The organism is Gulosibacter sp. 10, from assembly GCF_900163695.1.
Taxonomy (GTDB): Bacteria; Actinomycetota; Actinomycetes; order Actinomycetales; family Microbacteriaceae; genus Gulosibacter.
This window is the reverse complement of the sequence record NZ_FUIC01000044.1, coordinates 1-23,870: the sequence shown is the minus strand read 5'-3', so window position 1 is coordinate 23,870 and position 23,870 is coordinate 1. Positions and strand designations below refer to the sequence as shown.

Here is a 23,870-nt window from a genome sequence, read left to right as displayed (position 1 = left end):
CGGCCAGGTCGTGCTCCCATGGCACGGGATGGGTGAGGTCGAGGGCCTCGCCCTCGATCACCGCGTGCCGGATATCCCGCTCCGCAAGGCGATCGTGTATCGCGAACGCGACCGTCGACTTTCGGACTCCGGAGCGAACCCCGGCCTGCCTCGATACGCTAGCCCCGGTAATTCACCTGCGGCAGCGAAATCGGTTCGGGGTTGCGCGCGACCCAGGCCACCGCGAGTTCGTCGAGGCGGTAGACCTCCGACTCATCCAGGTCGCCCCTCTTCACACCCGTGATGAGCGACTGCGCCTCGGCGAGTTCGCTTTCATCGAGCGCATTTCCCTCGCCGAAATAGCGGACCAGCGCCTCGAGCATCGTGCGAAAGTCCTTGTTCCAGTTGATGCCGCCGTTGTCGAGTATCTCGTGCCCGAGCTTACCGCTCAGGCGAATCACTTCGCCCTGCACGGTCTTGGCTTTGCCCTTCCCCGGAACAAGCATCTCCCAGAGCGCGTCGTACTGTTCAGACCAGTTGCCTTCGGGCATCACGATCGGCGAGACGCCATCGTGAATCTGACGCTGCACCGCGGGGGTCGCGTCGAAGAGGAAGTAGAGTTCGCGAAGCGCCGCGTCGGTTTCGTCCAGGGAATCCTTGTTGAAGACATCGCGGTAGAACTCGAACCTCTCGCCGATTCGCTGCACCTGTTCGGTCATCTCGGGGGTCGCTGTCGCCCCGTGGTCGAACAGCAGTTTCGCCATCTCCAGCATGTCGGCGATGAAGGCATTCTCGGTGCGTTTGAGGGCGTCCAGCAACAGCTCGTTCAGGAAGTCGGTCGTTATCTCCGAGCTGCTGAGCTCGAACAGCACGCGTGCGGCCGCCATATTGTGCCGACCGACCGCGATGGCGAGAGGCGTTCGGCCGCGTTCGTCGGAGGCGTCCACATTCGCGCCCAAGGAGGCCAGGAGCCTGATCTGCTCGGCGTACTTCGGCATGCGGTACAGGGCGCGCTCTCTCAGCGGTGTGTTCCCGTATCCATCGGGTGCGTCGACGTCGAGCCCCTGTTCGACAAGCCACACGATCAATTCGTCCGGGCAATCCGCAAAGCCGATCGCGGTCGACTTGCTGTAGCCGCCGCGGGCGTCGAGCTCGCAGCGGTCGAACACGGCCTTCAACTCTTCAAGCGATGCAGTGCCGAGCATTTCCTTGAAGTCCTTCGGCAGGGTCTTGCGCTTTCGGGCCAAGGTGGTCGCCCTTCGTTCGAGGCTCACGCGTGTTGCTGCTCAGTATATGGAGCGGGACGCGTCGTCGCGTATCGCCGATTCGCGCGGCAGGAGCGAAGCAGCCGAATGTTCGTCAGGGCCTCGGCGGCTCTGCTGACGCTCGGTTAGACTCCGCCGTGATGACTGCGAAGCGGAGCGCTGCTGGCCGAGGACGGGGGAGTGCCGGCGCGCCGGGCCAGGCGGGCGAACAGGACGTCTTCGTCGAGCGAGGCGACGTCCGGATCGCCGTGACGGACCTCGGCGGAGCAGGCCGGACGCTCATCCTGCTGCACGGGCTCGCCGGCAGCGCCCGCGAACTGCTCCCGACGGGCCGGGCGCTTCGGGACTCGTTTCGAGTCGTGCTGATCGACCAGCGCGGACACGGACGCAGCACGCGCCGCCCTGAGGACCTCTCGAGGGAGGCCTTCGTCGATGACCTCGTCGACGTCATCGAGACGGTGTCGCAGGACCGGCCCGTCGTGCTCGTCGGCCAATCCATGGGCGCGCACACCGCTTTCCTCGCGGCGGCCGCCCGTCCCGATCTCGTCGATCGTCTCGTGCTGCTGGAGGGCCACGCGGCGGGCGGAGAGCCCGCCTCGGCCGCCGCCGAGCTCGGCGCCTTCTTCTCGACCTGGCCGGCGCCCTTCGCCGACACGGCGGCGGCCCGCGCATTCCTGGGCGAGAGCAGGCTCGCCGACGCGTGGATCGCCGATCTCGAGACCACCGCCGAGGGAGTACGCCCGCGGTTCGATCCGGACATCATGGAGCGGACGATCCGGGCCGTGCACGTGCCGCGCTGGGACGAATGGCAGGGCCTGGAGGTGCCGGTGCTCGCCGTCTTCGCCGAGCACGGCATGTTCTCATCCGAACAGCGGGACGAGCTCCGGCGGCGACGGCCGCAGACCGAGTGCGCGGTGCTCCGCGGCGGCACCCATGATGCGCATCTCGATGCGTTCGAGGAATGGGTCGCAGCGCTGCGCGCGTATCTCCTGCATTGAACCTCCCGGTCTGCAGCCTGCCCCTCGCGTCGTGACGGCCCGACGGATGCAGAGACGGGCAGTGACCTGGCAATGCGGCCGCCCGAAGCCGGGTCGCGGCGGTCAGCCGCCGAGGAGGGCGGGGAACACCGCGTCGCGGAGCAGGGGCGCGATGCGGTCGTCGGCGGCGGCCGGGTCCACCCACTCCAGCTGCTCGATCTCGGCGCGGGGCTCCGTCGCCTCGGCGAAGGGATGCGCGAACACGACCGCCCGCACCGTCCGCCCCGGCTCGTTCGCGGCCGGGGCGTCGAACCGGCCCAGCGGCTGCAGATCCCCCGCCTCGATCGCCACGCCGATCTCCTCCCGGACCTCCCGGACCGCCGCCTGCTCCGCGGTCTCGCTCGGCTCGGGCTTGCCGCCCGGGAACATGAGCAGGCGCGTGCCGCGCTTGCGCACGGTGAGCACGCGCCCGGCCTCATCGCGGAACACCACCGCGCTGACGACGATTCGATCCGTCACATCGGCCCTTCCCGGATCGGCGCCGCGCCGGTCCGACACGAAACGGTAGCGTGGAGCGCATGACCGCATCAATCCGCGATGGCCGGGGAACGGCGGCCGTCGCACGAGCCCGGGCGGTGGCGCGGCCGAGGGGCATCGCCCGGTGGGGCGCCGTCGTCCCGCTCGCGATCCTCGCCGCGGTCTGCACCGGCATCGCGCTCGGAGCGCGGCTGCCCTGGTTCTTCGCCGGGGCCGCGGCATCGCTGCTGTTCGCGCTCTGGTGGGCGTGCCTGGCCTCGAACCGATGCGAGGTCGCCGGCGACGAGGTGCGGCTGAGCGGGCCGCTGTGGCGCCGCCGCATCCCGCTCGACGCGATCCGCTCGATCCAGGTCGTCGCGGACGACGGCCTCAACCACGGCCTCCTCAACTGGCCGGTCGTATCCGTACCGGGCGGGGTGCGGCTGAACATGGGCGGCCGCGCAGCCGTGCGATTCCTCGATCGGCGCGGGCGGCGCGTCGAGTTCGTGACGGCGGATCGAGCCGCCGCCGAGCGGCTCGCCGCGGCGCTGGGCCGGGACGACGCGGGCGCTGAGCCGCTCGGGCGCTGAGCCGCTCGGGCAGTGAACGGGCGGCGCGCCGGCCCCGCCCGACGCCCGTTCGGAGGAAAGATGCGGCCCGCCCCGCGAGCCGCGTGCGAGGATGAGGCCTTCCCCCCCCCTCGACCGGAAAGACATCGATGCACCGGATCATCCGCAGCGCAGGAGCCAAGGCGAACTTCTTCGTGGGGCCGCTCGTCATGCTGATCGGCTTCGGCGCCGCGACCACCGCGGTCGTGCTCTCCATCGCGCTGGAGACGCCCGGGTTCCTCATCCTGCTGCTGCCCGGCGCGATGGGCATCGGAGCGGGACTCTTCCTGCTCCGGATGGCCCGCCGGGCGCGGCTCGAGATCGACGAGCGAGGAATCACGTGGTGCGGCTTCGCCGGTCGCGAGCACTCGCTGCGCTGGGACCAGCTGCACCGCATCTGGGCGCCGCCGCCCGGAGCGAATCCTCGGCTCGTGGCCCTCGCCCAGCTTCGCGACGGCGCCGTCGTGGAGATCCGCGCGATCTGGGCATCGCCCACCTCGCCCGTCGCGCTGCTGGGCGCCTCGAACCACGAGGAGGAGTTCCAGGCGCTCGTCCAGGCGCATCAGCACTGGCTGACGGCGACGAGGTAGATTGAGCCGAGGGCCGGATGCCGCGGCCCGGACGGCCGCAGCAGCTCGAGGAGGAGCGATGGGAAACGTGGCGTGGGGATTCACCTGCTCGATCGACGGCTTCATCGCCGGGCCGGGGCACGACATGTCCTGGCTCTCGGCGGCCGAGCCGAACGCGGAGGGCACGACCGAGGCGATGGCGGCGAAGGTGGCCGTCATCATCTCCGGGCGACGGGGATACGACGCGGCCCGCGCGCAGGCGGACATCCGCGACGAGACGACCGCCGAGGCCTACGGCGGCGCGTGGTCCGGCACCGAGATCGTCCTCACCCACCGGCCCGAGGAGCTGGCGGAGGACCCGGCGGTGATCGCCATGGACTGCTCCGTGGAAGCGGCGATCGAGTACGCCCGATCCCTCGCCGGCGAGGGCGACATCCAGATCATCAGCGCCGATATCGCACGGCAGGCGCTCGAGCACGACCTCGTCGACGAGCTCCAGGTCTTCGTCGCGCCCGTGTTCCTCGGCGACGGCACCAGGATCTTCGACGTCCCCGGTGGGCGCAGGGTCGACTGGGAGCTCGTCGGGATCGACGAGGCGAACCGGCGCAGCTTCGGCCGGACATACCGGCCGAAGCACCGGCGCCGCGATCGCGGCTGAGCGCGGCCCGCTACCCGCGGCCGACCAGCCCGTACCGGTAGGCGGCGATCACGAGCTGGGCGCGGTCGCGCGCATGCAGCTTGGCGAGCAGACTGCCCACGTGCGTCTTGACCGTCTTGATCGAGATCGTCAGCGCCGACGCGAGCTCCTGATTCGAGAGCCCGGCGCCGATGAGCGCGAGCACCTCCGATTCGCGCGGCGTGAGCGCATCCGGCACGGCGCGCGGGGAGGCCGCCGGCGGCGACTCGACGTAGTGCCCGACCAGCCTGGCCAGCACGCTCGGGGCGAAGAGCGACTCGCCCGCCGCCGTGCGGCGGATCGCGTCGACGAACTGCGCGGGCGACGCATCCTTGAGCAGGAAGCCCGAGGCGCCAGCCCGCAGCGCGCCGTACACGTACTCGTCGAGCTCGAACATCGTGAGCACCAGCACCCGGCAGCCGGCCAGCGCGGGATCCGCCGCGATCTCCGCGGTGGCGGCGATACCGTCGCCGTCCGGCATGCGGATGTCCATGAGCACGACGTCCGGGAGCGCCTCGCGCGCGGCGCGGACCGCCTCGCGGCCGGTGGCGGCCTGGGCGGCGACGACCATGCCCTCGGCGCCCTCCACGAGCACCCGGAGGCTGTGCCGCAGCAGCGGCTGATCATCGACGATCAGCACGCGGATGCCGTCGGCGGCTCCCGGTGCGCCCGCCATCGCCTCGCCGGTCACGAGGCAGCCCCGTCCGGGATGCGCGCGACCAGCCGCCAGCCGCGGCCCGCCGGCCCCGCCTCGAGGGCGCCGCCGAGCGCGTCCGTGCGCTCGCGGAGCCCCTGCAGCCCGAGCCCGGAGCCCGGCTGCGCCGACCACTCGTCCACCGGCCCCGAGTCCTCGAGCCGCAGGAGCAGCCCCTCGCCGGTGCGCCGCAGCTCGACGACCGCCTCGGCGGGGCCGGCGTGCCGCGCGATGTTGCGCAGCCCCTCCCTGAGGATCGCGCAGACGGTGAGCTGCGCCCCCGGCGTGACCTCGCCGAGGTCGCCCTGCTCCAGCCGCACGTCGAGCCCCGCCGCGCGCGCCTCCGCGACGATCCCCGGGAGGTCGTCGAGCGACTCGGCCGGCGCGAGCGGCGCGGGGCTGGGGCTGCGCAGCAGCGCGAGCATCCGCCGCAGCTCGGTGGTCGCCGCACGGCTCGTCGCCTCGATGTCCCCGAGGGCGCCCCGCCGCTCCTCCTCGGAAGCGGCCGCCCGCGCGGTCGAGGCCCGCAGCGTGATCGCGCCGAGGCCGTGGGAGGCGAGGTCGTGGAGCTCTCGGGCGATCCGCAGTCGCTCCGCCTGGGCGGCGCGCTCCGCCGCCCAGGCCGCGAGCTCCGCCTCGTACCGGCGCCGGTCGCGGCGCGTGCGCCACACGGCCCACACGACCACGAGCACGCCGACGGTCAGGGCGGCCCACGCCGTGAACCGGGCGTCGTCGATCGTCGCGAAGCCGAGCATCGACAGCGCGATGGCGAGCAGCACGAGCAGCGCGATGGCGAGGGTCCACGCGCGCGAGCGCCACATCGGCCGATCCGGGTGCATCCGGCCAGTGTAGGGAGCCGGGCGGCGAGCGGGATCGGACCAGGGTCCGAGAACCGGGACCGGACCGGGGCCCGATCCGCCCGGCGGCCGTCGAGGGTGGACTGTCCGCATGATCGAAATCAACGCCATCAGCAAACGGCACGGGCCCCGCACCGTGCTCTCCGAGGTGAGCTTCTCCGCCGCCGAGGGCCGCATCACCGGCTTCCTCGGCCGCAACGGCGCGGGGAAGTCCTCGACCCTGCGCATCCTGCTCGGGCTCGACCGCCCCGACTCCGGCTCGGCGCGCATCGACGGCAGGCCCTACGCCTCGCTCCGCGACCCCCTCCGCGAGGTCGGGTCGATGCTCGACGGCGCCGAGGCGCACCGCACCCGCACGGCGAGGAACCACCTGCGGTGGATCGCGCGGGCGGGCGGGATCCCGCTGCGCCGGGTCGACGAGGTGCTCGACCAGGTGGGGCTCGCCCGCGCGGCCCGGTCGCGGGTCGGCACGTTCTCGCTCGGCATGGCGCAGCGGCTCGGACTGGCCGCGGCGCTGCTGGGCGAGCCGCGGGCGCTCGTGCTCGACGAACCGGTCAACGGGCTCGACCCCGAGGGCATCCGCTGGATGCGCGGCCTGCTGCGCGCCCATGCGGAGCGCGGCGGCGCGGTGCTGCTCTCGAGCCACCTCATGGGGGAGGTGGCGGCGATCGCGGACGACCTCGTCGTGATCGACCACGGCCGCGTCGTGGCCGCGGGGACGCTCGAGTCGGTGACCTCGGGGCATCGCTCGCTCGAGGACGCGTTCTTCGCGCTCACGGGGGAGGGCGGCGCGCGGTCCGGCGGGCCGGACGGCGGGTTCCCCGCCGAGACCGGGGGAGGTCGGCGATGAGGGCCCAGCTCCGCGCCGTCCGCGCCGAATTCGTCAAGCTCCTCACGCTGCCGGGCGTGCTGATCGGCGCGGCCGTCGCGATCGCCGGGCCAGTGCTGCTCGCGGTGCTCAACGCGACGGGCGTGCGCGATGCGCTCGACTCCGGGCAGCTCGACACCGTCGGCTACACCTCCCCGCTCGAGGCGGGGCTTTCGGCCGTGCCGCTCGGCACGGTCGGCGCCGTCGTCATCGGCGTGCTCGCGGTGAGCAGCGAATACGCCACCACCAATCCGGACATCGCGGGCAGCAGGCAGATCACCGCGACCCTCACCGCCATGCCGCACCGCATCCGGCTGCTCATCGGCAAGGCCGTCGGCGTCGTGCTCGTCGTGGCCGCCACCGCGCTCGTGTCGGTCGGCGCGAGCCTGCTCATCGCGCAGGGCATCATCGGCGACCGCGCGCCCGCCGAGGAGCCGGAGGCCATGGTCGCGCGCGGCGTCGGCGCCGGCCTGTACTGGGTGCTGATGGCGCTCATCGCGCTCGCCATCACGGCGCTCGTCCGCAGCGGCACGATCCCGATGATCGTGCTCATCGCGAACAGCAGCCTCGTGTCGGTGTCCATCCTGCTCGCGAACCTCACCGACCTCGCCTACTACCTGCCCGACCTCGCGGGCATCTCGATGTTCTCGAGCGGGGCGAGCTGGAGCATGGCCTCGGACGCCCTCGATCCCGTATCGGGCGGCCTCGTCATGGCGGCGTGGACCCTCGGACTGCTCGTCGTGGCCGCCGTCGTGTTCCGGAGGCGGGACGCATGAGCGGCGCCGGCACCCGCCCGACCGCCTCGCTCCGGCTCGGGCCGGCGCTGCGCGCCGAGCGGATCAAGCTCCGGACGCTGCCCGCGGCCCTCGCCACGGTCATCGCCACGCCGCTCGCGGGAGCCGCGCTGGGCGCGGCCTTCGCGGCCTCGGCCCGAGACGGCGCGGCCCTCGAATCCGTGCTCGCCTCCGCCATGCCGTTCCTGCAGATCGGCACGATCCTGCTCGCCGTCTACGCGGTCGCCTCGGAGTACTCGGGCCGGCAGATCTCGGCCTCGCTCCGGGCCGTGCCGCGGCGGGGCGCGCTCCTCGCGGCCAAGGGCGCCCTGGCGCTCGCGAGCACGGCGGTGCTCGCCGCGGTCGCGGTACTGGCCACCGCCGCGGGCGCCGCCGCGGTGCTCCTCGCGGACGGGTTCGATTCGCTGGCCGAGGCGGACTGGGCGCGCATGCTCGGCGGCATCGCGTACCTCGTGCTGATCGGCGCGCTGGCGTTCGGCTTCGCGCTGCTCGTGCGCCGGCTGATGCCCGCGCTCGCGGGCATGCTGACCGCGGTGCTCATCCTCTCGCCGCTGCTGCGGGCCCAGACGGAGCACGCGCGGTGGCTGCCGGACGCGGCGGGCTCGCAGCTCTTCGCGGCGGGCGGGGACCCCGTGCTCACGCCCCTCGGCGGAGCGCTCGTGCTGCTGGCGTGGGTCGTCGCCGTCGGGGCGGCCGGGGCGCTCCGATTCGCGCGGAGCGACGCGTGAGCGGCCGCGACCGCCGCCACGGGCGGGGCTACGACTCGAGCCGGGCGGCCACGTCTTCCGCGTACTCGTACCGGGAGCGATCGGGACGGATGTAGGCGTCGTCTTTCGCGGCGGGCCGCGGCGGGATCTCGATCCGCCGCGGCTCGACGTGCTCCCACGGCACGCGGCGCAGGATGTCGTTGATCACGTTGATGCGTGACCGCTTCTTGTCCTCGCTCTCCACGGTGACCCAGCGGGCGCCCGGGAGGTCGGTGGCCGCGAACATGGCGTCCTTCGCCCGCGAGTACTCCTCCCAGCGCTGAATCGACTCGACGTCCATGGGGGAGAGCTTCCACCGGCGCATCGGGTCGTCGGCGCGCGAGCGGAACCGGAGCTCCTGCTCCTCGTCCGACACCGAGAACCAGTACTTGATGAGCTGCACGCCGTCGTCGATGAGCATGCGCTCGAACTGCGGCGCCTGCCGCAGGAACCGGTGGTACTCCTGCTCGGTGCAGAACCCCATGACCCGCTCGACGCCGGCCCGGTTGTACCAGGAGCGGTCGAAGAGCACGATCTCGCCGGCCGCGGGCAGGTGCTGCGCGTAGCGCTGGAAGTACCACTGCGACTTCTCGCGGTCGGTGGGGGTGGGCAGCGCGACGACGCGCGCGTGGCGGGGGTTGAGGTACTGGGTGATGCGCTTGATCGCCGATCCCTTGCCGGCCGCGTCGCGCCCCTCGAAGATGATGCACACGCGCTCGCCGTTCTCGATCACCCACTGCTGCATCTCGACCAGCTCGGCCTGCAGGCGTTTCAGCTCGCGCTCGTAGGCCTTCTTGTCGAGCTTCTTCGGCTTGGGGCCACGGGACACGTGATCGTACTTCGACATGCATCGATCCTACGGGGCCGTCCCTCCGGCTCCCCGTGTCGCCGCGAGGTCGAGGGCTCCGGGCATCCCGGCTAGGCTTAGGTTCGCCTAACCAATGCTGCCGCGAGTCGGACACGGCGGCGAGAACAGGGAGACACCGCATGGCGCTGCCCGCCTTCACCGGACCGAATCGCACCGGCGAGAACCAGATCAACTTCATCGACCCGGTCGGCCGCCGCCTCGCGCGAGTGCTGCGCGTCGAGGAGATCACTCCGCGCTACCGCCGCATCGTGCTCGGCGGCCCGGATTTCGAGGCCGGCTTCCACTGGGTCCGCTTCGCGCCCACCGATCACGTCAAGCTGTTCTTCCCGAACCCCGAGACCGGCGAGCTCGTGTTCCCATTCATCACCGCGAAGGGATGGGAGTACCCCGAGGGCGCCGGCGAGCCGATCTTCCGCGACTACACGGTGCGGGCCTGGGACGCGGAGCGCTCCGAGCTCACGATCGACTTCGTCGTGCACGAGCACGGCGTCGCCGGGGTGTGGGCCCGGGATGCGCAGCCGGGGCACGAGATCGGCGTGCTCGGCCCCCGCGGCAACGTGCTCGCCCCCGAGGACTACCCCTTCTACCTCGTCGCCGGGGACGAGACGGCCCTGCCCGCGGTCGCCCGGGCCGTCGAGGAGGCGCCGGCGGAGGCCCGCGTCATCGCCCTCATCGAGGTCGCGGACCCCGCCGAGCGGCAGCCGATCGAGAGCCGCGCGGACCTCGAGATCCGCTGGGTGCCCCGGTCGGAGGCGCCCGTGGGCGAGGGGCATCTCAGCGCGCTCGAGACGGCCGTCCGAGGGGTCGAGATCCCCGACGACCGCAACCTCTACGCCATCGCCGCGGGCGAGGCCGGCGCGATGAAGCCCATCCGCCGATACCTGCGCCGCGAGCTCGGCCTCGAGAAGAAGCAGGTCGACGTGGACGGCTACTGGAAGCGGGGCACCGCCAACCTCGACCACCACAGCGACGAGCTCGCCGACGAGGACGAGTAGCCCCGCTAGTCCTTCTCGGGCGCCTCGAACTCGAACGTGTTCAGGAATCGTCGGGCGCGCTCGGTGCGGGGATGCTCGAAGAAGGGCTCGGCGGGCCCCGTCTCGACGATCCTGCCCGCGTCCATGAACACGACGCGGTCGGAGATCGCCCGGGCGAAGGCCATCTCGTGGGTCACGATGAGCATCGTCATGCCGTCCCGCGCGAGTTCGAGCACGACATCGAGCACCTCGCGCACCATCTCCGGGTCGAGCGAGGCGGTGATCTCGTCGAGCAGCATGATCTCGGGCTGCATCATGAGTGCGCGGACGATCGCGACGCGCTGCTTCTGCCCGCCCGAGAGCTGGCGCGGGAACGCGTCCGCCCGGTCCTCCAGGCCGACGCGGCGCAGGAGCGCGAGGCCGCGCTCGCGCGCCTCCGAGAGGTCCGCCTTCTGCACGACCTTCGGGCCGAGCAGCAGGTTGTCGATGACGTCGAGGTGGGGGAACAGCTCGTAGCTCTGGAAGACCATGCCGATCTGCTGCCGCACCTGCTGCCACTTCGTGCCCGCGGCATCCTTCGTCCCCGGCGCAGCGACCGCCCTGTCGTGGAAGCGGATGGAGCCGCCCTGGATGGGTTCGAGGCCGTTGACGGTGCGCAGCAGCGTGGACTTGCCGCATCCCGAGGGGCCGATGATGGAGATGACCTCGGAGCGGTTCACGCTCAGCGAGATCTCGTCGAGCGCCCGGGTCTTGCCGTCGTAGGACTTGACGACGTCCGTGAGTCGCAGGATGGGGTCGGTCATTGCATGGCCCATTTCCGTTCGAGGTATCGGGAGAAGAGGGAGATCGCGTAGCAGACGACGAAGTACAGGAGGAAGACGGCGCCGTAGAGCCACAGCGCCGCGTTCGGGTAGTCGAACCGGTTGGCGTCGATGATCTGCTGCGCCACCTTGATCACCTCGACCACGCCGATGAGCGCCACGAGCGAGGTGGTCTTGATCATGCGGGTGGTGAGGTTGACGGTGAGGGGTACGAGCCGGCGGAGGGTCTGGGGCAGGATCACGTGCCGCTGCAGCTGCGCGCCGGTCATGCCGATGGCCCGGGCCGAGTCGTACTGGTGCAGGGGGATGGCGCCGACGGCGCCGCGGACGAGGTCGCCCATCTCGGCCGTGCCCCACAGCGTGAACACGATGACGGCGGCGAGCTCGCCCGAGAGGTTGAGGTTCCACGCCCTCGTCGTCTCGAAGAAGACGAGGAACAGCAGCACGAGCGGAGGCATGATGCGGATGAACTCGAGGTAGAGCTGGCAGAGCAGTCGGACGATGCGCGAACGGGAGCGCATGAGCAGGCCGAAGAGCGTGCCGAGCACGATCGAGCAGCCCATCGAGATGAGCGCGATCCGCACCGAGACCCATAGGCCGCCCAGCAGCCGCAGCAGGTTGTTGCCCTGGAAGAGGAGTTCAAGATCCATACTGCGCGAACCTCACCTTCTTCTCGAGCAGCCGGGCGCCGAGGGAGATCGGCAGCAGGATGACGAGGTACGCGCTGACGAGCAGGGCGAGCGCCTCGGTCGTGTTGTAGGTATTGCCGATCTGCTCCTTGGCCACGTAGACGAGGTCGGGGAGCGCGACCACGCTGACCACCGAGATCTCCTTGACGAGGAAGATCGTGTTCGCCGTGAGGGCGGGCATCGCGCCGGCGAGCGCCTGGGGCAGCAGCACGGCGCGCATCGCCTGGCCGCGGCTCATGCCGATCGCCAGGGCCGAGCTGAACTGGATGGGCTCGATGGAGTTGAGCCCCGCACGGAACGCCTCGGCCATGTAGGAGCCGCCGAGGAAGGCGAGGCCGATGATGGCGCAGGTCTCGGAGCTCATGACGATGCCGAGCCGAGGCAGCCCGAAGTAGAGGAAGAACAGCTGCACGATGAGCGGCGTGTTCCGGGAGAGCTCGATGTACACGCCGACGATCTGCCGCAGCACGGGGACGCGGAGGTACTGCGCGGAGGCGCAGAGCACGCCCACCAGCAGCGAGACGAGAATGCCGAAGACGCCGACCCGCAGCGTGAGTATCGCGGCGTCGACGTAGAGCGGGATGGACTCCCGCAGAAAACCGATGTCCATGGCGACCCTTTCGGGACCCGGCCGAGGCCGGGTCCCGTCGGTAGGCGGCGCTCGGGGCGAACGCCGGGCGGAGCCTGAGGCCTAGTCGACCTGCCCGCCCTCGATCACGATCTCGTCCGGCGAGATCGCGTCGCCGTAGACCGGCGCGAGGGTGTGCTCGTAGGCGGTGTGGAAGAAGTCGACCTCGCCGAGCTCGACGAGTTCCTCGTTCAGCCACTCGAGCAGGTCGGTGTTGCCCTTCTGCACGGCGGCGGCGATGGTCTCGGGGTCCCCGAAGCTCGGGATCGAGGTCGTGTAGCCGTCGGTGCTCTCCGAGAACGCGAGCGCCTCGGTGTTGTCGGTGACCCACACGTCGCCGCGCCCGTCGGCGAGGGCGCTCGTGACCTCGTTGTACTGCTCGAACTTCTGCACGTCCGCGTCGGGGTAGTGCTCGGCGAGGTACGTGTCGGCGGTGGTGCCCTTGACGATGAGGATCTTCGCGTCGGCGAGGCCCTCCTCGGTCACGGGCGCCGACTCGGGGCTCACCGCGCCGAGCGAGACCTGCATGTACGGGTTCGCGAAGTCGACCTTCGCGGCGCGCTCATCGGTGACGGTGAAGTTCGCGAGGATGATGTCGACCTTGCCGGTCTCGAGGAACTCGACGCGCGAGGCCGCCTCGACGGGAACCCACTCGACCTCGACGCCGAGGTCCTCGGCGATCTGCTCGCCGTACTCGATGTCGTAGCCCACGTAGTCGCCGTTCGCGTCGACGGAGCCGAAGGGCGCCTTGTCGCTGAAGACGCCGATGCGGATGCTGCCGGATTCCTGGATCTCCGAGACGGGACGCGCGTCGCCGCCCCCGGGGCCGGCGCCGTTCGCGTCGCCGGAGTCCGAGCAGCCCGCCATCGTCAGGACCGCGGGGAGAGCGAGGGCGAGCGCCGCGATGAGCTTGCGGGGTCGGATGGGCATGGTCGGTTCTCCTTCGTGCTGCATGGGGCCGCGACGTGCGGAGGCGAACTCCGACGGCCGCCGTGGCTGGGAATCGGCGGCGCCCGGATGCCCGTCCGCGTGAATGCGGTGATTGGGTCCGAGCGCAGCCGCCCATAGTCAAGCAGACCTTGGGATCCGCCGATAATCGTGTGAAGTTTTGTGACTCCCGGCGCCCCTAGTGCGAGGCGCCCGCGATGTCGGTGCCCTTCGGCGTGATGAGGAAGACGAGCGCGCCCACGGCGACGAGCAGCACGCCGCCCGCGAGGCCGGTGGCCTGCAGCGAGTGCGTGAAGGCCTCGCCCGCGGCGTGCGCGAGCTGCGGCAGCTCGTGCTCCTGCGCCACGGAGACCGCCGCGCCGAGCGACTCCCGCGCCTGCTCGGCCACGCCCGCATCCGCATCGCGGAACGCCGCGGCGCCAGCCAGCTCCGCCCGGTACATGAGCGCCGAGATGCTGCCGAGGATCGCGACGCCGAGCACGGCGCCGAGCTCGTAGGAGGTCTCCTCGAGCGCGCCGGCGTTGCCCGCCTTCTCCTCGGGGGAGCCCAGCATGATCATGGCCGAGCCGATCGCGAGCGATCCGGTGCCCGCGCCCACGAAGGCGAGGGCGATCAGCACCGTCGTGAGCGTGAGCTCGCCCGGGACCAGCCCGATCATGAACATCCCGACGGCCGAGACGACGAGGCCGCCGGCGATCACCGACCGGGCGCCGAAGAAGCGGGCGAGGGAGGGCGCCGCGAGCGAGCAGATCGAGCCCGCGATCGCGACCGGGATGAGCTGGATGCCGGCCTCCATGGGCGTGGCGCCGTTCACGAGCTGGAGCCACTGCGCGAACAGCAGCATCGCGGCCACCATCGAGAAGGTCGAGCCGAGCGCGGCGAGGATGCCGGCCGAGAAGGGGCGATTGCGGAACAGCCGCAGCTCGAGCAGCGGGTGATCGCTGCGCACGCAGCGGACGGCGAACCAGCTCAGCACCGCGATCGCCGCGGCGAGCGCGATCCACCCCTCGAGGCTCGCGAAGCTCGCCTGCTTGCCGAACTGCTTGATCGACCACACGAGCAGCGTCATGCCGACGAGCGAGAGCACGGCCGAGAGCGCATCCCACCGCCCGGGGTTCGGCACCCGCGATTCGGGCAGGATGATGATGCCCGCGACCACGGCGATGACCATGAGCGGCACGTTGATGAGGAACGCGGCGTGCCACGAGAAGTGTTCGAGCAGGAAGCCGCCGACGAGCGGCCCGATCGCGGTGCCGATGCCGGACACCGCCGCCCAGATGCTCAGCGCGAGGGCGCGCTTCTTCGCGTCGGTGAAGACCACGCGGATGAGCGAGAGCGTCGTCGGCATGATCATCGCGCCGCCCACGCCGAGGAACGCGCGGATGGCGATGACCATCTCCGCGGAGTCGGCCCAGAGCACGAGGATCGAGGAGACGGCGAAGATCGTGTAGCCGAGCATGAGCATCCGCTTGCGGCCCCAGCGGTCGCCGATCGCCGCCCAGGAGACGAGCAGACCGGCGAGGACGAGCGAGTAGACGTCGATGATCCAGAGCTGCTGGTCCGAGGTGGGGTGGAGCTCGGCCGCCATCTCGGGGAGGGCGATGTTCAGGATCGTCATGTCCATCATCAGGACGAGCAGGCTCGCGCTCAGCACGGCCATGGCGGCCCAGGCCCGCGCGGGCGAGATCCGCGATCCCGGCGCGACGCGCGCGGGGTCCCCGGCGGCGGCCGGGGTCGATCCGGTGCGAGGCGTGTGCGTGGTGTCGGTCATCGTTCGGCTTTCTGGGGTCGTGATTCCGGATTCGGGTCGGCGGGGCGCAGGGGCGGGAGCCCGAGCAGGGAGCGGAGGGCGCGTGCGATGACCTCGGGGTCGAGCGGCCGGTCGTGGAGGGCCGCGTGCACGGTCACGCCGTCGAGGTACGCGGTGGCCGCGAGCGCGCGCTCGCGGTCCACGTGCGCCGCGACGATCTCCGTGAGGCGATCGGTCCAGCGGCCGGCCAGCGGACGGAGGGCGGGATCGTTGGCGCCGGCGTTGATGAGCGCGATCTCGGAGCGCACCATGCCCTCGTCGACGAGGAAGGCGTGGATGAGCTCGGCCGCGCGTTCGGGCGCGGTGTCGAGCGGCAGCAGTGCGGGCCCGAGCTCGGCGAGGTCCCGGTCGATATCGTCGGCGATGCGCTGCAGCGCCTGTTCGCGCAGGTGCTCGATCGATTCGAAGTACTTGGTGGTGGTGCCGAGGGCGACGCCGGCGCGCGCGGCGACGGCGCGATGCGTGAGGGCGGCGGTGCCGCGCTCGGCGATGATCGCGGCGGCGGCCCGGAGGATCTCCTCGGTTCGCGCCTCGGGATCGCGGCGGCGCTTCGCAGGGGGGTCTTCGGCGGCCTGTGCCATGGCCCGTCCTTTCCGGTGAGGTGTCTATTCAACCAGGTGTACTTTTGTACGCGTACAAAAGTACATGAATGGACGAGGGCGGGCAAGCGTCGCGGCAGCCCGCTCCGGAGCGTGCATCTGCCGAGATGCGGGAGGCGCATCCGCCGAGGTGCGGGAGAGACCTCCGTCCAGGTGCGGGAGGCGCATCCGCCGAGGCGCGGGAGAGGACGCGCCGCCGCGATCGGGCGCGCGAACGGCCCGATCGCGTTCCGGGGCCTGCCCCGAGCGCCCGCGCCGTGTCGCGGCTCAGCGGATCTCGAAGCCGTCGATCTCCCGCGTCTCCGAGACGCGCTCGGCGTCCACCGAATCCACGCGGCCCATCGCGGGCCCCTGCCGGCACCAGGCGAGGAGGGCGTCCACCGCATCGTCCTCGCCGGCCAGCAGCGCCTCGACGCTGCCGTCCCCGCGGTTGCGGACCCAGCCCGAGACGCCGTGCGACAGCGCGGCCTCGCGGCAGCCGTATCGATAGCCGACCCCCTGCACGCGGCCGGTGATCCTCACTCGCACCGTCTTCATGGCCGCGAGGGTAGCAACGGCCCCTGCGCGGGAGCGGTGAGGCTCCGCATCGCCTGGGAACCGCCCCGCGCACCGGAATATCGCGGCGGGCCCGGGCCGTTGCAGTGCATGACGGGGCCGATCCCGGCGCCGCCACGTCGACCGAAGGAGGAAGCATGTCGAACGCAGGACGCATCGTCGTACTCGGAGGCCACGGGAAGGTCGCGCTGCTCGCGGCCCCGCGGCTGACCACCCTCGGATACGCGGTGGACTCCGTGATCCGGAACCCCGATCACGCCGCGGACATCGAGGCGGCGGGCGGCAGCCCCGTGGTGCTCGACATCGAGTCGGCCTCCGAGGAGCAGCTCGCCGAGGCCTTCCGCGGCGCGGACGCCGTGGTCTTCTCGGCCGGCGCCGGCGGGGGCGACGCCGCTCGCACGCGCGCGGTGGACTACGAGGCCGCGGCGCGGTCGATGGCGGCGGCGGAGGCCGCGGGGGTGCGGCGCTACGTGCTGGTCTCCTACGCCGGCGCGGCCGTCGACGTCGACCGGCTCGACCCGGAGGACTCGTTCTACCCCTATGCGAAGGCCAAGCACGACGCCGACGAGGGGCTCCGCGCCACGGGCCTCGACTACACGATCCTCGGGCCGGGCATGCTCACGCTCGAGGACGCCACCGGCGAGATCGACCTCGCGGACGAGCACGGCGAGGGCCGAGAGCGGGAGATCGCCGCGGAGGACCGGAAGACCTCGCGCGCGAACGTCGCCGAGGTCATCGCGCACGTCATCGCCAACGGCGCCGCACTGCGGGAGACCGTCAACTTCTATGACGGCTCGACGCCGATCGCCGAGGCGATCCGCTAGAGGGCGCCGGGACGGAGGCCGGGGGATGGGCGAGCGCGAGCCGGGCGGCGCGCCCGACCCCGTGCCGGCCGCGATGAGCCGCGCGGCGCGGGAGCGCTTCCTGCCCCGCTCCGCGCGGGCCCGCGCCGACCACGACGGCCCCCTGCGCATCGGCTACGGCCAGACCAGCTCACAGCCGCGCACCGTGGCCGCCATGCTGCGGCTCCTCGACGTGCGGCCCGCCCATCGCGTGCTCGACCTCGGCTCCGGCTCCGGCTGGACGACCGCGATCCTCGGCGAGCTCGTCGGGCCCGAGGGGCGCGTCATCGGGGTCGAGCGCATCCCGCAGCTCGTGGAGCGCTCGCGGGCTGCCCTGCGGGAGCACGGCGGCGGGCCGACGGAGATCCGGCAGGCGCGGCCCGGCGTGCTCGGCGCGCCCGAATCGGCGCCCTTCGACCGCATCCTCGTCTCCGCCGAGGCCGGCGAGCTCCCGATGCCGCTCGTGCGGCAGCTCGCCGACGGCGGCGTCATGGTCATCCCGGTGCGCGAGCGGCTGCTGCGCGTCGTGCGCTCGGGGGACGAGGCGCGGATCACGCGGCACGGCGCCTACGTGTTCGTACCCCTGGTGGAGTGACGCGCGCGCAGCAGCGTGCCGAGCTCCTCGCGAAGCCACCACAGCCCGGTCTCGCGGCGCTCCCGGGCGCTCGCGAAGCGGTACTCGAACACCCGCACGCGGATGACCGCGGGGGCTCGCCCCTCGAACGGGTCCGTGCGCAGCAGCCGCAGGATCGCCGGGTCGCCCTCGAGCAGGTGCTCGAGCAGGCGGTTGAACCACGGCTCCCGCCAGCGGCCGAGCGCCGCGAACCAGAGCAGCCAGTCGAGGTGGAGGTGATACGGGGCGAACTGCCGCGGCATCCTCCGGGGATCGCCGGGCTTGCCCCGGAACTCGTAGGCCCGCCAGTCGTCCTCGCCCGGGTCGGGATCGATGCTGCCCTCGATGACGAGCTCGCGGCGCTGCTTCGTCATCGAGCCGAACGCGCCGTACGCGTTCACGAGGTGCAGCCGGTTGAAGCTCGCGTTCATGCGCTGGTCCTTCGAGCACAGGTTGCGGAGCGGCGCCGCGCTCAGGCCGAGGAGCACGAGGAAGACGAGCGCGACGAGCACGGTCCACCACGCCGGCGAGCGCGGGTCGCCGAGCTCGATCGGGAAGGCCAGGGCGGCCTCCCACGGGCCGCCGAGGAGCGCGCGCAGGAACGAGTCGCTGATCGCGGAGAAGGCGAGGAGGATCGTGAGCCAGTTGAGCCACGCGTAGTTGCCGGTCAGCACGAGGTAGAGCTGGGTGAGGATGATCAGGCACGCCGCGATCGAGGCCACCGGCTGCGGCAGGAACAGCAGCCACGGCACGACGAGCTGCACGGCGTGGCTCCCCAGCGCCTCCGCCCGATGCCACCACGCGGGCTTGCGGTGCGCCCAGCGGCTCAGGGGGTTCGGCATGGGCTGCGTCTGGTGGTGGTAGTCCATCGCGGTGAGGTCGCGCCACGCGGGATCGCCGCGCATCTTGATCATCCCGGCGCCGAACTCCAGGCGGAAGACGAGCCAGCGCAGGAACAGCAGGATCGGCAGCGGGGGAGCGACCTCGGGCGAGCCGAGGAGGGCGACCACGAAGCCGGCCTCGAGCAGCAGCGTCTCCCACCCGAACCCGTAGAAGCGCTGCCCCACGTTCACGATCGACAGGTACAGGCCCCACATCGCGAGGAACGCGAGCAGCGGCAGCCACGGCGGGCCGAGCTGCGACAGCCCCGCGATCACGGCGACGGCCAGCGCCATCCCGACCGCGCAGATCGTCCGCAGCAGCCGGTCGCCGTAGGGCAGGAGGCGGAACAGGGTCGGCGCATCCCTGCCGCGCGTGCGCGCGAGGAAGCGCGGCGCGGGCGTGAGGCCGCGCTCGCCGAGCAGGGCGGGGAACTGGTGGTACGTGGAGAGGAAGGCGAGTCCGTAGATCGCGGCGACGCCCCGCTGCAGCACCTCCCGGGCGATCGTGTAGTCGTCGGCCTCGAGCAGCGACAGCCAGGTCCAGTCCATGATCAGCACCTCCGCGGACGCGAGTGCCTCGATTCTCGCGCGGCATCCCTGACGCCGGGTGCGAATCGCGGGGGCCGGGAAACACGGAGCGGCCCGAACGGACGGATCCGTTCGGGCCGCTCCGAGCCGAACTCGGGGTGCTACGCGAGCTGCTCGCGGACCTGCTCGGCGACGCGCTTCGGCGAGATGCCGTACTTGTCGAGCAGGAAGTCGTTCGAACCCGACTCCGACCAGCCGTCCTCGAGGCCGATGCGGGTGAGGCGGGTCTTCGACTCCGCCGACAGGAGCTCCGCGACGAGGCCGCCGAGGCCGCCGATCTTGGTGTGCTCCTCGACCGTGAAGACCTGCTCGGCGCTGTCGATGAGCTGCAGGAGCGCATCCTCGTCGAGGGGCTTGAGCGTGGGCACGTGGATGACCTTGGCCTCGATGCCCGACTCGGCGAGCAGCTCCGCGGCCTCCACGGTGCGGGAGGTCTGGACGCCCGTCGAGATGAGGGTCGCGTCCCCGCCCTCGCGGACGAGGCGCGGCTGGCCGATCTCGAACTCGTAGCTCTCGGTGAACACCGGGGCGACGGGGTCGCGGGCCACGCGGAGGTAGACCGGGCCGTCGTACTCGGCGGCCCAGCGCACCGCGGCCTCGAGCTCGTACTCGTCGGCCGGCGCGATCACGGTCATGTTGGGCATCGCGCGCATGACGGCGAGGTCCTCGATGTCCTGGTGGGTCTTGCCCGCGGCGCCGTTGAGGAGGCCCGAGTACGAGGCCGCGAGGCGCACGGGCGCCTTGGTCTGCGACACGAGCATGCGGATCTGGTCGAGGGCGCGGTTCGTGAGGAACACGCCGAACGTCGACAGCCACGGGCGGTAGCCGACGGTGGACATGCCGACGGCCATGCCGACCATGTTCTGCTCGGCGATGCCGACCTGGACGAAGGCATCCGGGTTCTCGTTGGCCATGAGGTCGGCCTTGGTGGACGTCGCGAGGTCGCCGTCGAGGATCACCACGCGCGAGTCGGTCTTGCTGAGCTCGACGAGCGTCTCGCCCCATACCTGACGCTGAGCCTTCATCGTGCGGTCTCCTCTGCCTGAATCTCTGCCTGAAGTTCCTGTCGAGCGAGTTCGAGCTGCTCGGGGGTCGCGACGCCGTTGTGCCACTTGTAGGTGCCGGACGTGAACGAGATGCCGTGGCCCTTCGTGGTGCGCGCGAGGATCACGGTGGGCTTGCCCGCCTTGCCGCGGTCCGCCTCGGCGGCGTCGAAGGCCTCGGCGATCTGCTCGTAGTCGTGGCCGTCGATCGTCACGGCGTTCCAGCCGAAGCCGGTGAAGACCTTCTCGAGGTCGACGTGGCCGAGCGGCTCGCTGCGGTCGAAGCGGTCGGTCTCCGCGACGTTCCAGCCGTACTGCTGGAGGCCGTTGAGGTCGGCGATGAGGGTGAGGTTGTCGAGGCCGTAGCGGGGAGCCGAGAGCACGGTCTCCCAGATCATGCCCTCCTCCATCTCGCCGTCGCCGGTGAGCACCCAGGTGTGGAAGTCGCGGCCCTGCTTCTTGGCGGCGAGGGCGATGCCGGCGCCGACCGAGAGGCCCTGGCCGAGCGAGCCGGTCGACACGTCGACACCGGGGGTGATCTTCATGTCGGGGTGGCCCTGCAGGCGCGAGTCGCCGTGATCGAAGGTCGACAGCTCCTCCTCGGGGAAGAACCCGCGCAGCGCGAGCACCGAGTACAGGCCGATCGCCGAGTGGCCCTTCGAGAGGATGAACCGGTCGCGGTCAGGGCTCTGCGGGTTCTCTGGGTCGATGTTCAGCTGGCGGAAGTAGAGATTCACCAGCAGGTCGGTCGCGGAGAGCGGGCCGCCGATGTGACCGGCCTTGCTCGTCGTGACAGTGTTGATGATGTGCCAACGGGCCTGGCGGGCGATGCCAGCCAACTCCGTTGTCGACATGCGGTCGTTCATAGAAGAAACCTCGCGATTGATGAGTTCGAGCTTTGGTTACAACATATCAATGCGCGGACTCGATGTCTAGATTGTGAGAGGATTCATCGGCGCGTCCGGCCGTCCGCTTCATGAGAGAATCGCCGGGTGGTAAGCGACAACGACGCGGGGGCGATCTCGATCCTCGAGAAGGCCGACTCGGTGATGACCCTGCTCGGCAAGGTCGGGGAGGCCAGCGCATCCGAGATCGCGGCGGCCGTGCACGAGCCGGTGAGCTCGACCTACCGGCTGCTCAACTCCCTCACGGCCCTCGGCTGGGTCGACGCCGGCTCGCAGCGGGGGCGGTACCGTCTCGGCCTGGACGTGCTGCAGGTCGGGTCGCTGCTCGAGGACCGGCTGGACGTCCGCCGCTCCATCTTCCCCGTGCTCCAGGCGCTCAGAGACCGTACCCGCAATACGAGCTTCCTGTGCTTCCGCCGCGGCGACAAGGCCGTCTGCGTCGAACGCATCGGCGGCCGCGACGTGCAGGACCTCGCGATGCGGCTGGGCGACTCCTATCCGCTCTATCAGGGCGCGGCGCCGCGGGCCATCCTGTCCTTCCTGCCGGAGGAGGAGCGCGAGGCGCTGCTCAAGCGGCTCGCGAAGCGGCGCAAGGCGGGCAAGAAGGCCCCGCCGGCGGACCGCGTGCGCGCGCAGATCGAGGAGGCGAGGGCGCTCGGGTACACGGTCTCGGACGCCGACGTGACGCCGGGCATCATGGCCTTCGGCGCGCCCATCTTCAACCACCGCGGCGAGCTCGCCGGCGCGATCTCGCTGAGCGGGCTGCGGGAGCGCATCCTCGCCTCGGAGCAGGACGTCGCCCTCGAGGTGCTCGGCGCCGCGCGGGACTCGAGCGCGGCGCTCGGCTACGCGCCGGCCGCGGAGCGGGCCGAGCCGATCGCCCTCGCGAAGGGCGGGGCGCGTTGAGGGCGAAGGGCCCGAAGCCGATCCGCACGCTCGCGAACGCCGATGACATCATCCGCGTGCTCGCGCTCGAGGGCGAGCTCTCGCCCACGCAGATCGCGGAGCTGCTCGACCTGCCGCGCCCCTCGGTGTACCGGCTGCTCGACGGGCTGAGCGCGATCGACTTCACCGAGCCGGTGCGGGACTCCAAGGCGCGGCTGAGCCTGCGCTGGCTGAGCATGGCCGACCGGGCGCGCGAGTCGATGCGGGAGTGGCGCGGCGCGCGGGAGCTGCTCGCGGAGGCGATGGAGCGCACCTCGCAGACCGCGTATCTCGCGGTGCCGCGGGACGGCGAGGCGATGTGCATCGACTGGTGCCAGGGGCGCGAGATCGGCGTGCTGCTGTTCAAGCGGGGGCGGAGCCTGCCGCTGCACGCGGGCGCCGCGGGGCGCGTGATGCTGGCCTTCGACGGCCGGCTCGAGGAGTATCTCGCCGAGCATCCCTCGCGACGGGCGTACACGACGCGCACGCTCACGGGCGAGGCCGAGCTGCGGGCGGACGTCGCCGCCACGCGGGGGCGCGGTTACGCGATCTCCGAGGGCGACGTGAGCGACGGCATCACCGCGCTCGCCGTGCCCGTGATCGATGCCGCCGGCGCGCTGCGGGGATCGCTCTCGCTCTCCGGGCTCGCGGAGGACTTCGAGGGCCGCGTGGAGGAGTTCCACGAGGTGGTCGCGGACGTGGGGGAGCGGCTCGGCGCGCTCGCCGGGCTGTGAGCCCGCCGGCCGTCGCCGGCGGATGAAGCCAGAGAGGCCTTCACGGCTCCGCATGGTTCGGCATCGTCGATGCGTATTCGATGATGCGGCAGCTGTGCCGCCCGGGGGATCACGGCCTGCTCGACGCGGGCCTGACCCGGACGAGGCGGCCGCCGATGAGCCACTCGGTGGCGTAGAGGCTGCCCTCGTGCGCGGCGATGCCGTGCGGGCTGTTGAAGCATCCCGGTTCGAGCGACGGCGCCTGCAACGCATCGGCATCGTCCGGCCGAGGACGATTCGGCCAGCCCGGTTCCCGATGGTCCCGCGGACGGCGGGGCTCCAGCACCGAGACGAATCGACCGGCCCCATCGAAACGGGCGATCCCGCCGAACAGCTCCGTGACGAAGAGCTCCCCGTTCAGGTTCACCATCGCGGAGGGGCTGTCGAGATGGTCCGCACCGAACACCTCGACCAGTCCGCCCTCGCCGTTCAGCGCGACGATTCGATGGTTCCCCCGGTCTGCGACGAGTACTCGCGCCTTCGCTCCGTCATCGCGGATCATGATGCCATGGGGGCAGTCGAATCGCAGCCCGCTCGCCGAACCGTCGAAGGTCGCGATATGCCGGCCCTCGCCGTCGAACCGGTGAACGAGACTCGCGCCATACCCATCGGCGACCCAGATATCGCCCGTTCCTCGAGCGCCCCGGTCGAGGGCGATCGACGTCGGACGCCAAGGCCGCTCACCGCCCGCGGGCTCCGGGAGCTCCAGCAGCAGGGAGCCGTCGGTGCTGTCGATGAGCGCCGCCCGTCCCGGTGTCCAGATCTCCTCGTAATGGTGCTCCCCGTCCGCGGTCATGCGATAACCGGCTCTTCACGAACGAGGGTGTAGTCGAGGTCTGAAACCGCCGGCTTCGAGCAGA

28 protein-coding genes are annotated in these 23,870 nt (G+C 71.5%); 12 read left to right on the top strand and 16 right to left on the bottom strand.

Features of this window, described 5'->3' with window-relative positions; translation table 11 throughout:
• Positions 1 to 158 precede the first annotated feature (158 nt).
• Positions 159 to 1,253: an ankyrin repeat domain-containing protein gene (locus FM112_RS14660; RefSeq protein ID WP_254910519.1), complete on the bottom strand. Its 1,095-nt coding sequence runs from the start codon at positions 1,251 to 1,253 to the stop codon at positions 159 to 161.
• Between the two features lie 131 nt (positions 1,254 to 1,384).
• Here FM112_RS14660 and FM112_RS14655 point away from each other — a divergent pair, with 131 nt between their 5' ends.
• The gene (locus tag FM112_RS14655; RefSeq protein ID WP_087008916.1) at positions 1,385 to 2,242 is read left to right on the top strand and encodes an alpha/beta fold hydrolase; all 858 of its coding nucleotides are present in this window, start codon (positions 1,385 to 1,387) and stop codon (positions 2,240 to 2,242) included.
• 102 nt (positions 2,243 to 2,344) lie between these two features.
• On the opposite strand, the gene FM112_RS14650 is transcribed toward FM112_RS14655, so the two are convergent.
• Complete coding sequence (locus FM112_RS14650) at positions 2,345 to 2,740, bottom strand: NUDIX domain-containing protein (protein ID WP_254910518.1); 396 nt, start codon at positions 2,738 to 2,740, stop codon at positions 2,345 to 2,347.
• Between the two features lie 59 nt (positions 2,741 to 2,799).
• Between FM112_RS14650 and FM112_RS14645 the strand changes: the two genes are divergently transcribed.
• The 3 genes from FM112_RS14645 to FM112_RS14635 all read left to right on the top strand — a co-directional run bounded on the left by FM112_RS14645 (position 2,800) and on the right by FM112_RS14635 (position 4,572).
• Positions 2,800 to 3,327: a hypothetical protein gene (locus FM112_RS14645; RefSeq protein WP_140400716.1), complete on the top strand. Its 528-nt coding sequence runs from the start codon at positions 2,800 to 2,802 to the stop codon at positions 3,325 to 3,327.
• Between the two features lie 128 nt (positions 3,328 to 3,455).
• Positions 3,456 to 3,935, top strand: a complete 480-nt coding sequence (locus tag FM112_RS14640; protein WP_087008909.1) for a hypothetical protein — start codon at positions 3,456 to 3,458, stop codon at positions 3,933 to 3,935.
• Between the two features lie 58 nt (positions 3,936 to 3,993).
• The gene (locus tag FM112_RS14635; RefSeq protein WP_087008907.1) at positions 3,994 to 4,572 is read left to right on the top strand and encodes a dihydrofolate reductase family protein; all 579 of its coding nucleotides are present in this window, start codon (positions 3,994 to 3,996) and stop codon (positions 4,570 to 4,572) included.
• A 10-nt stretch (positions 4,573 to 4,582) separates the two neighbouring features.
• Here FM112_RS14635 and FM112_RS14630 read toward each other — a convergent pair whose 3' ends face one another.
• Both FM112_RS14630 and FM112_RS14625 read right to left on the bottom strand, forming a co-directional pair.
• Positions 4,583 to 5,281, bottom strand: a complete 699-nt coding sequence (locus tag FM112_RS14630) for a response regulator transcription factor (protein WP_254910517.1) — start codon at positions 5,279 to 5,281, stop codon at positions 4,583 to 4,585.
• Positions 5,278 to 6,123 carry a sensor histidine kinase gene (locus FM112_RS14625; protein WP_087008905.1) on the bottom strand — a complete coding sequence of 282 codons (846 nt, stop codon included), beginning with the start codon at positions 6,121 to 6,123 and terminating at the stop codon, positions 5,278 to 5,280. The genes FM112_RS14630 and FM112_RS14625 overlap by 4 nt, the downstream gene beginning before the upstream one ends.
• Positions 6,124 to 6,232: 109 nt before the next feature.
• Here FM112_RS14625 and FM112_RS14620 point away from each other — a divergent pair, with 109 nt between their 5' ends.
• Genes FM112_RS14620 through FM112_RS14610 form a run of 3 tightly spaced genes read left to right on the top strand, consistent with a single transcriptional unit; the run spans position 6,233 to position 8,531 of the window.
• Complete coding sequence (locus FM112_RS14620) at positions 6,233 to 6,991, top strand: ABC transporter ATP-binding protein (protein ID WP_087008903.1); 759 nt, start codon at positions 6,233 to 6,235, stop codon at positions 6,989 to 6,991.
• Positions 6,988 to 7,785, top strand: a complete 798-nt coding sequence (locus tag FM112_RS14615; RefSeq protein WP_087008901.1) for an ABC transporter permease — start codon at positions 6,988 to 6,990, stop codon at positions 7,783 to 7,785. Before FM112_RS14620 ends, FM112_RS14615 begins: the two co-directional genes overlap by 4 nt.
• On the top strand, positions 7,782 to 8,531 hold the full coding sequence (locus tag FM112_RS14610) for a hypothetical protein (protein WP_087008899.1): 750 nt from the start codon (positions 7,782 to 7,784) through the stop codon (positions 8,529 to 8,531). Before FM112_RS14615 ends, FM112_RS14610 begins: the two co-directional genes overlap by 4 nt.
• A gap of 28 nt (positions 8,532 to 8,559) precedes the next feature.
• Here the strand turns inward: FM112_RS14610 and ppk2 are convergent, their stop codons facing one another.
• The gene (ppk2, locus tag FM112_RS14605) at positions 8,560 to 9,396 is read right to left on the bottom strand and encodes a polyphosphate kinase 2 (protein ID WP_087008896.1); all 837 of its coding nucleotides are present in this window, start codon (positions 9,394 to 9,396) and stop codon (positions 8,560 to 8,562) included.
• Positions 9,397 to 9,536: 140 nt separating this feature from the next.
• On the opposite strand from ppk2, the gene FM112_RS14600 reads away from it, so the two are divergent.
• Positions 9,537 to 10,412 (top strand): siderophore-interacting protein, encoded by an 876-nt coding sequence (locus FM112_RS14600; RefSeq protein WP_087008895.1) that lies wholly within the window; start codon positions 9,537 to 9,539, stop codon positions 10,410 to 10,412.
• A 5-nt stretch (positions 10,413 to 10,417) separates the two neighbouring features.
• On the opposite strand, the gene FM112_RS14595 is transcribed toward FM112_RS14600, so the two are convergent.
• From FM112_RS14595 to FM112_RS14565, 7 genes are all read right to left on the bottom strand, one after another.
• On the bottom strand, positions 10,418 to 11,194 hold the full coding sequence (locus FM112_RS14595) for an amino acid ABC transporter ATP-binding protein (protein WP_087008893.1): 777 nt from the start codon (positions 11,192 to 11,194) through the stop codon (positions 10,418 to 10,420).
• On the bottom strand, positions 11,191 to 11,862 hold the full coding sequence (locus FM112_RS14590) for an amino acid ABC transporter permease (protein WP_087008891.1): 672 nt from the start codon (positions 11,860 to 11,862) through the stop codon (positions 11,191 to 11,193). The genes FM112_RS14595 and FM112_RS14590 overlap by 4 nt, the downstream gene beginning before the upstream one ends.
• Positions 11,852 to 12,511: an amino acid ABC transporter permease gene (locus FM112_RS14585; RefSeq protein ID WP_087008889.1), complete on the bottom strand. Its 660-nt coding sequence runs from the start codon at positions 12,509 to 12,511 to the stop codon at positions 11,852 to 11,854. Before FM112_RS14585 ends, FM112_RS14590 begins: the two co-directional genes overlap by 11 nt.
• Before the next feature lie 81 nt (positions 12,512 to 12,592).
• Entirely contained in the window at positions 12,593 to 13,459 is an 867-nt protein-coding gene (locus FM112_RS14580; RefSeq protein WP_087008887.1) for a transporter substrate-binding domain-containing protein, read from the bottom strand.
• A 196-nt stretch (positions 13,460 to 13,655) separates the two neighbouring features.
• Entirely contained in the window at positions 13,656 to 15,248 is a 1,593-nt protein-coding gene (locus tag FM112_RS14575; RefSeq protein ID WP_087008885.1) for an MFS transporter, read from the bottom strand.
• Positions 15,245 to 15,868 (bottom strand): TetR/AcrR family transcriptional regulator, encoded by a 624-nt coding sequence (locus tag FM112_RS14570; protein WP_087008882.1) that lies wholly within the window; start codon positions 15,866 to 15,868, stop codon positions 15,245 to 15,247. Before FM112_RS14570 ends, FM112_RS14575 begins: the two co-directional genes overlap by 4 nt.
• A 285-nt stretch (positions 15,869 to 16,153) precedes the next feature.
• Complete coding sequence (locus FM112_RS14565) at positions 16,154 to 16,423, bottom strand: acylphosphatase (protein ID WP_087008880.1); 270 nt, start codon at positions 16,421 to 16,423, stop codon at positions 16,154 to 16,156.
• Positions 16,424 to 16,578: 155 nt separating this feature from the next.
• Between FM112_RS14565 and FM112_RS14560 the strand changes: the two genes are divergently transcribed.
• Together FM112_RS14560 and pcm are read left to right on the top strand one after the other, a co-directional pair.
• Positions 16,579 to 17,265, top strand: coding sequence for an NAD(P)H-binding protein (locus tag FM112_RS14560; protein WP_087008878.1), 687 nt, complete (start codon positions 16,579 to 16,581; stop codon positions 17,263 to 17,265).
• A gap of 25 nt (positions 17,266 to 17,290) precedes the next feature.
• On the top strand, positions 17,291 to 17,878 hold the full coding sequence (gene pcm, locus FM112_RS14555) for a protein-L-isoaspartate O-methyltransferase (protein WP_087008876.1): 588 nt from the start codon (positions 17,291 to 17,293) through the stop codon (positions 17,876 to 17,878).
• Here pcm and FM112_RS14550 read toward each other — a convergent pair.
• From FM112_RS14550 to FM112_RS14540, 3 genes are all read right to left on the bottom strand, one after another.
• The gene (locus tag FM112_RS14550) at positions 17,851 to 19,326 is read right to left on the bottom strand and encodes a lipase maturation factor family protein (protein WP_087008956.1); all 1,476 of its coding nucleotides are present in this window, start codon (positions 19,324 to 19,326) and stop codon (positions 17,851 to 17,853) included. The two genes, pcm and FM112_RS14550, sit on opposite strands and share 28 nt — an antisense overlap.
• A gap of 140 nt (positions 19,327 to 19,466) precedes the next feature.
• Positions 19,467 to 20,390 (bottom strand): transketolase family protein, encoded by a 924-nt coding sequence (locus tag FM112_RS14545; protein ID WP_087008875.1) that lies wholly within the window; start codon positions 20,388 to 20,390, stop codon positions 19,467 to 19,469.
• Positions 20,387 to 21,262: a transketolase gene (locus FM112_RS14540; RefSeq protein WP_254910516.1), complete on the bottom strand. Its 876-nt coding sequence runs from the start codon at positions 21,260 to 21,262 to the stop codon at positions 20,387 to 20,389. The genes FM112_RS14545 and FM112_RS14540 overlap by 4 nt, the downstream gene beginning before the upstream one ends.
• Positions 21,263 to 21,400: 138 nt before the next feature.
• Between FM112_RS14540 and FM112_RS14535 the strand changes: the two genes are divergently transcribed.
• Together FM112_RS14535 and FM112_RS14530 are read left to right on the top strand one after the other, a co-directional pair.
• Positions 21,401 to 22,219 carry an IclR family transcriptional regulator gene (locus FM112_RS14535; protein WP_217874615.1) on the top strand — a complete coding sequence of 273 codons (819 nt, stop codon included), beginning with the start codon at positions 21,401 to 21,403 and terminating at the stop codon, positions 22,217 to 22,219.
• A complete protein-coding gene (locus tag FM112_RS14530; protein ID WP_087008871.1) occupies positions 22,216 to 22,971 on the top strand; it encodes an IclR family transcriptional regulator in 756 nt (251 codons plus the stop codon). The genes FM112_RS14535 and FM112_RS14530 overlap by 4 nt, the downstream gene beginning before the upstream one ends.
• Positions 22,972 to 23,080: 109 nt before the next feature.
• Here FM112_RS14530 and FM112_RS14525 read toward each other — a convergent pair whose 3' ends face one another.
• Complete coding sequence (locus FM112_RS14525) at positions 23,081 to 23,806, bottom strand: hypothetical protein (RefSeq protein ID WP_087008869.1); 726 nt, start codon at positions 23,804 to 23,806, stop codon at positions 23,081 to 23,083.
• Positions 23,807 to 23,870: the final 64 nt, after the last annotated feature.

Excerpts from the sequence above, each read along its gene's own strand:
- FM112_RS14540 (WP_254910516.1), bottom strand. The coding sequence starts at position 21,262 with ATGTCGACAACGGAGTTGGCTGGCATCGCCCGCCAGGCCCGTTGGCAC.
- FM112_RS14655 (WP_087008916.1), top strand. The coding sequence starts at position 1,385 with ATGACTGCGAAGCGGAGCGCTGCTGGCCGAGGACGGGGGAGTGCCGGC.
- FM112_RS14645 (WP_140400716.1), top strand. The coding sequence starts at position 2,800 with ATGACCGCATCAATCCGCGATGGCCGGGGAACGGCGGCCGTCGCACGA.
- FM112_RS14570 (WP_087008882.1), bottom strand. The coding sequence starts at position 15,868 with ATGGCACAGGCCGCCGAAGACCCCCCTGCGAAGCGCCGCCGCGATCCC.
- FM112_RS14595 (WP_087008893.1), bottom strand. The coding sequence starts at position 11,194 with ATGACCGACCCCATCCTGCGACTCACGGACGTCGTCAAGTCCTACGAC.
- FM112_RS14620 (WP_087008903.1), top strand. The coding sequence starts at position 6,233 with ATGATCGAAATCAACGCCATCAGCAAACGGCACGGGCCCCGCACCGTG.
- FM112_RS14590 (WP_087008891.1), bottom strand. The coding sequence starts at position 11,862 with ATGGATCTTGAACTCCTCTTCCAGGGCAACAACCTGCTGCGGCTGCTG.
- FM112_RS14600 (WP_087008895.1), top strand. The coding sequence starts at position 9,537 with ATGGCGCTGCCCGCCTTCACCGGACCGAATCGCACCGGCGAGAACCAG.
- FM112_RS14580 (WP_087008887.1), bottom strand. The coding sequence starts at position 13,459 with ATGCCCATCCGACCCCGCAAGCTCATCGCGGCGCTCGCCCTCGCTCTC.
- FM112_RS14525 (WP_087008869.1), bottom strand. The coding sequence starts at position 23,806 with ATGACCGCGGACGGGGAGCACCATTACGAGGAGATCTGGACACCGGGA.
- FM112_RS14610 (WP_087008899.1), top strand. The coding sequence starts at position 7,782 with ATGAGCGGCGCCGGCACCCGCCCGACCGCCTCGCTCCGGCTCGGGCCG.
- FM112_RS14585 (WP_087008889.1), bottom strand. The coding sequence starts at position 12,511 with ATGGACATCGGTTTTCTGCGGGAGTCCATCCCGCTCTACGTCGACGCC.
- ppk2 (WP_087008896.1), bottom strand. The coding sequence starts at position 9,396 with ATGTCGAAGTACGATCACGTGTCCCGTGGCCCCAAGCCGAAGAAGCTC.
- FM112_RS14635 (WP_087008907.1), top strand. The coding sequence starts at position 3,994 with ATGGGAAACGTGGCGTGGGGATTCACCTGCTCGATCGACGGCTTCATC.
- FM112_RS14545 (WP_087008875.1), bottom strand. The coding sequence starts at position 20,390 with ATGAAGGCTCAGCGTCAGGTATGGGGCGAGACGCTCGTCGAGCTCAGC.
- FM112_RS14560 (WP_087008878.1), top strand. The coding sequence starts at position 16,579 with ATGTCGAACGCAGGACGCATCGTCGTACTCGGAGGCCACGGGAAGGTC.
- FM112_RS14640 (WP_087008909.1), top strand. The coding sequence starts at position 3,456 with ATGCACCGGATCATCCGCAGCGCAGGAGCCAAGGCGAACTTCTTCGTG.
- FM112_RS14615 (WP_087008901.1), top strand. The coding sequence starts at position 6,988 with ATGAGGGCCCAGCTCCGCGCCGTCCGCGCCGAATTCGTCAAGCTCCTC.
- pcm (WP_087008876.1), top strand. The coding sequence starts at position 17,291 with ATGGGCGAGCGCGAGCCGGGCGGCGCGCCCGACCCCGTGCCGGCCGCG.
- FM112_RS14565 (WP_087008880.1), bottom strand. The coding sequence starts at position 16,423 with ATGAAGACGGTGCGAGTGAGGATCACCGGCCGCGTGCAGGGGGTCGGC.
- FM112_RS14625 (WP_087008905.1), bottom strand. The coding sequence starts at position 6,123 with ATGCACCCGGATCGGCCGATGTGGCGCTCGCGCGCGTGGACCCTCGCC.
- FM112_RS14550 (WP_087008956.1), bottom strand. The coding sequence starts at position 19,326 with ATGGACTGGACCTGGCTGTCGCTGCTCGAGGCCGACGACTACACGATC.
- FM112_RS14575 (WP_087008885.1), bottom strand. The coding sequence starts at position 15,248 with ATGACCGACACCACGCACACGCCTCGCACCGGATCGACCCCGGCCGCC.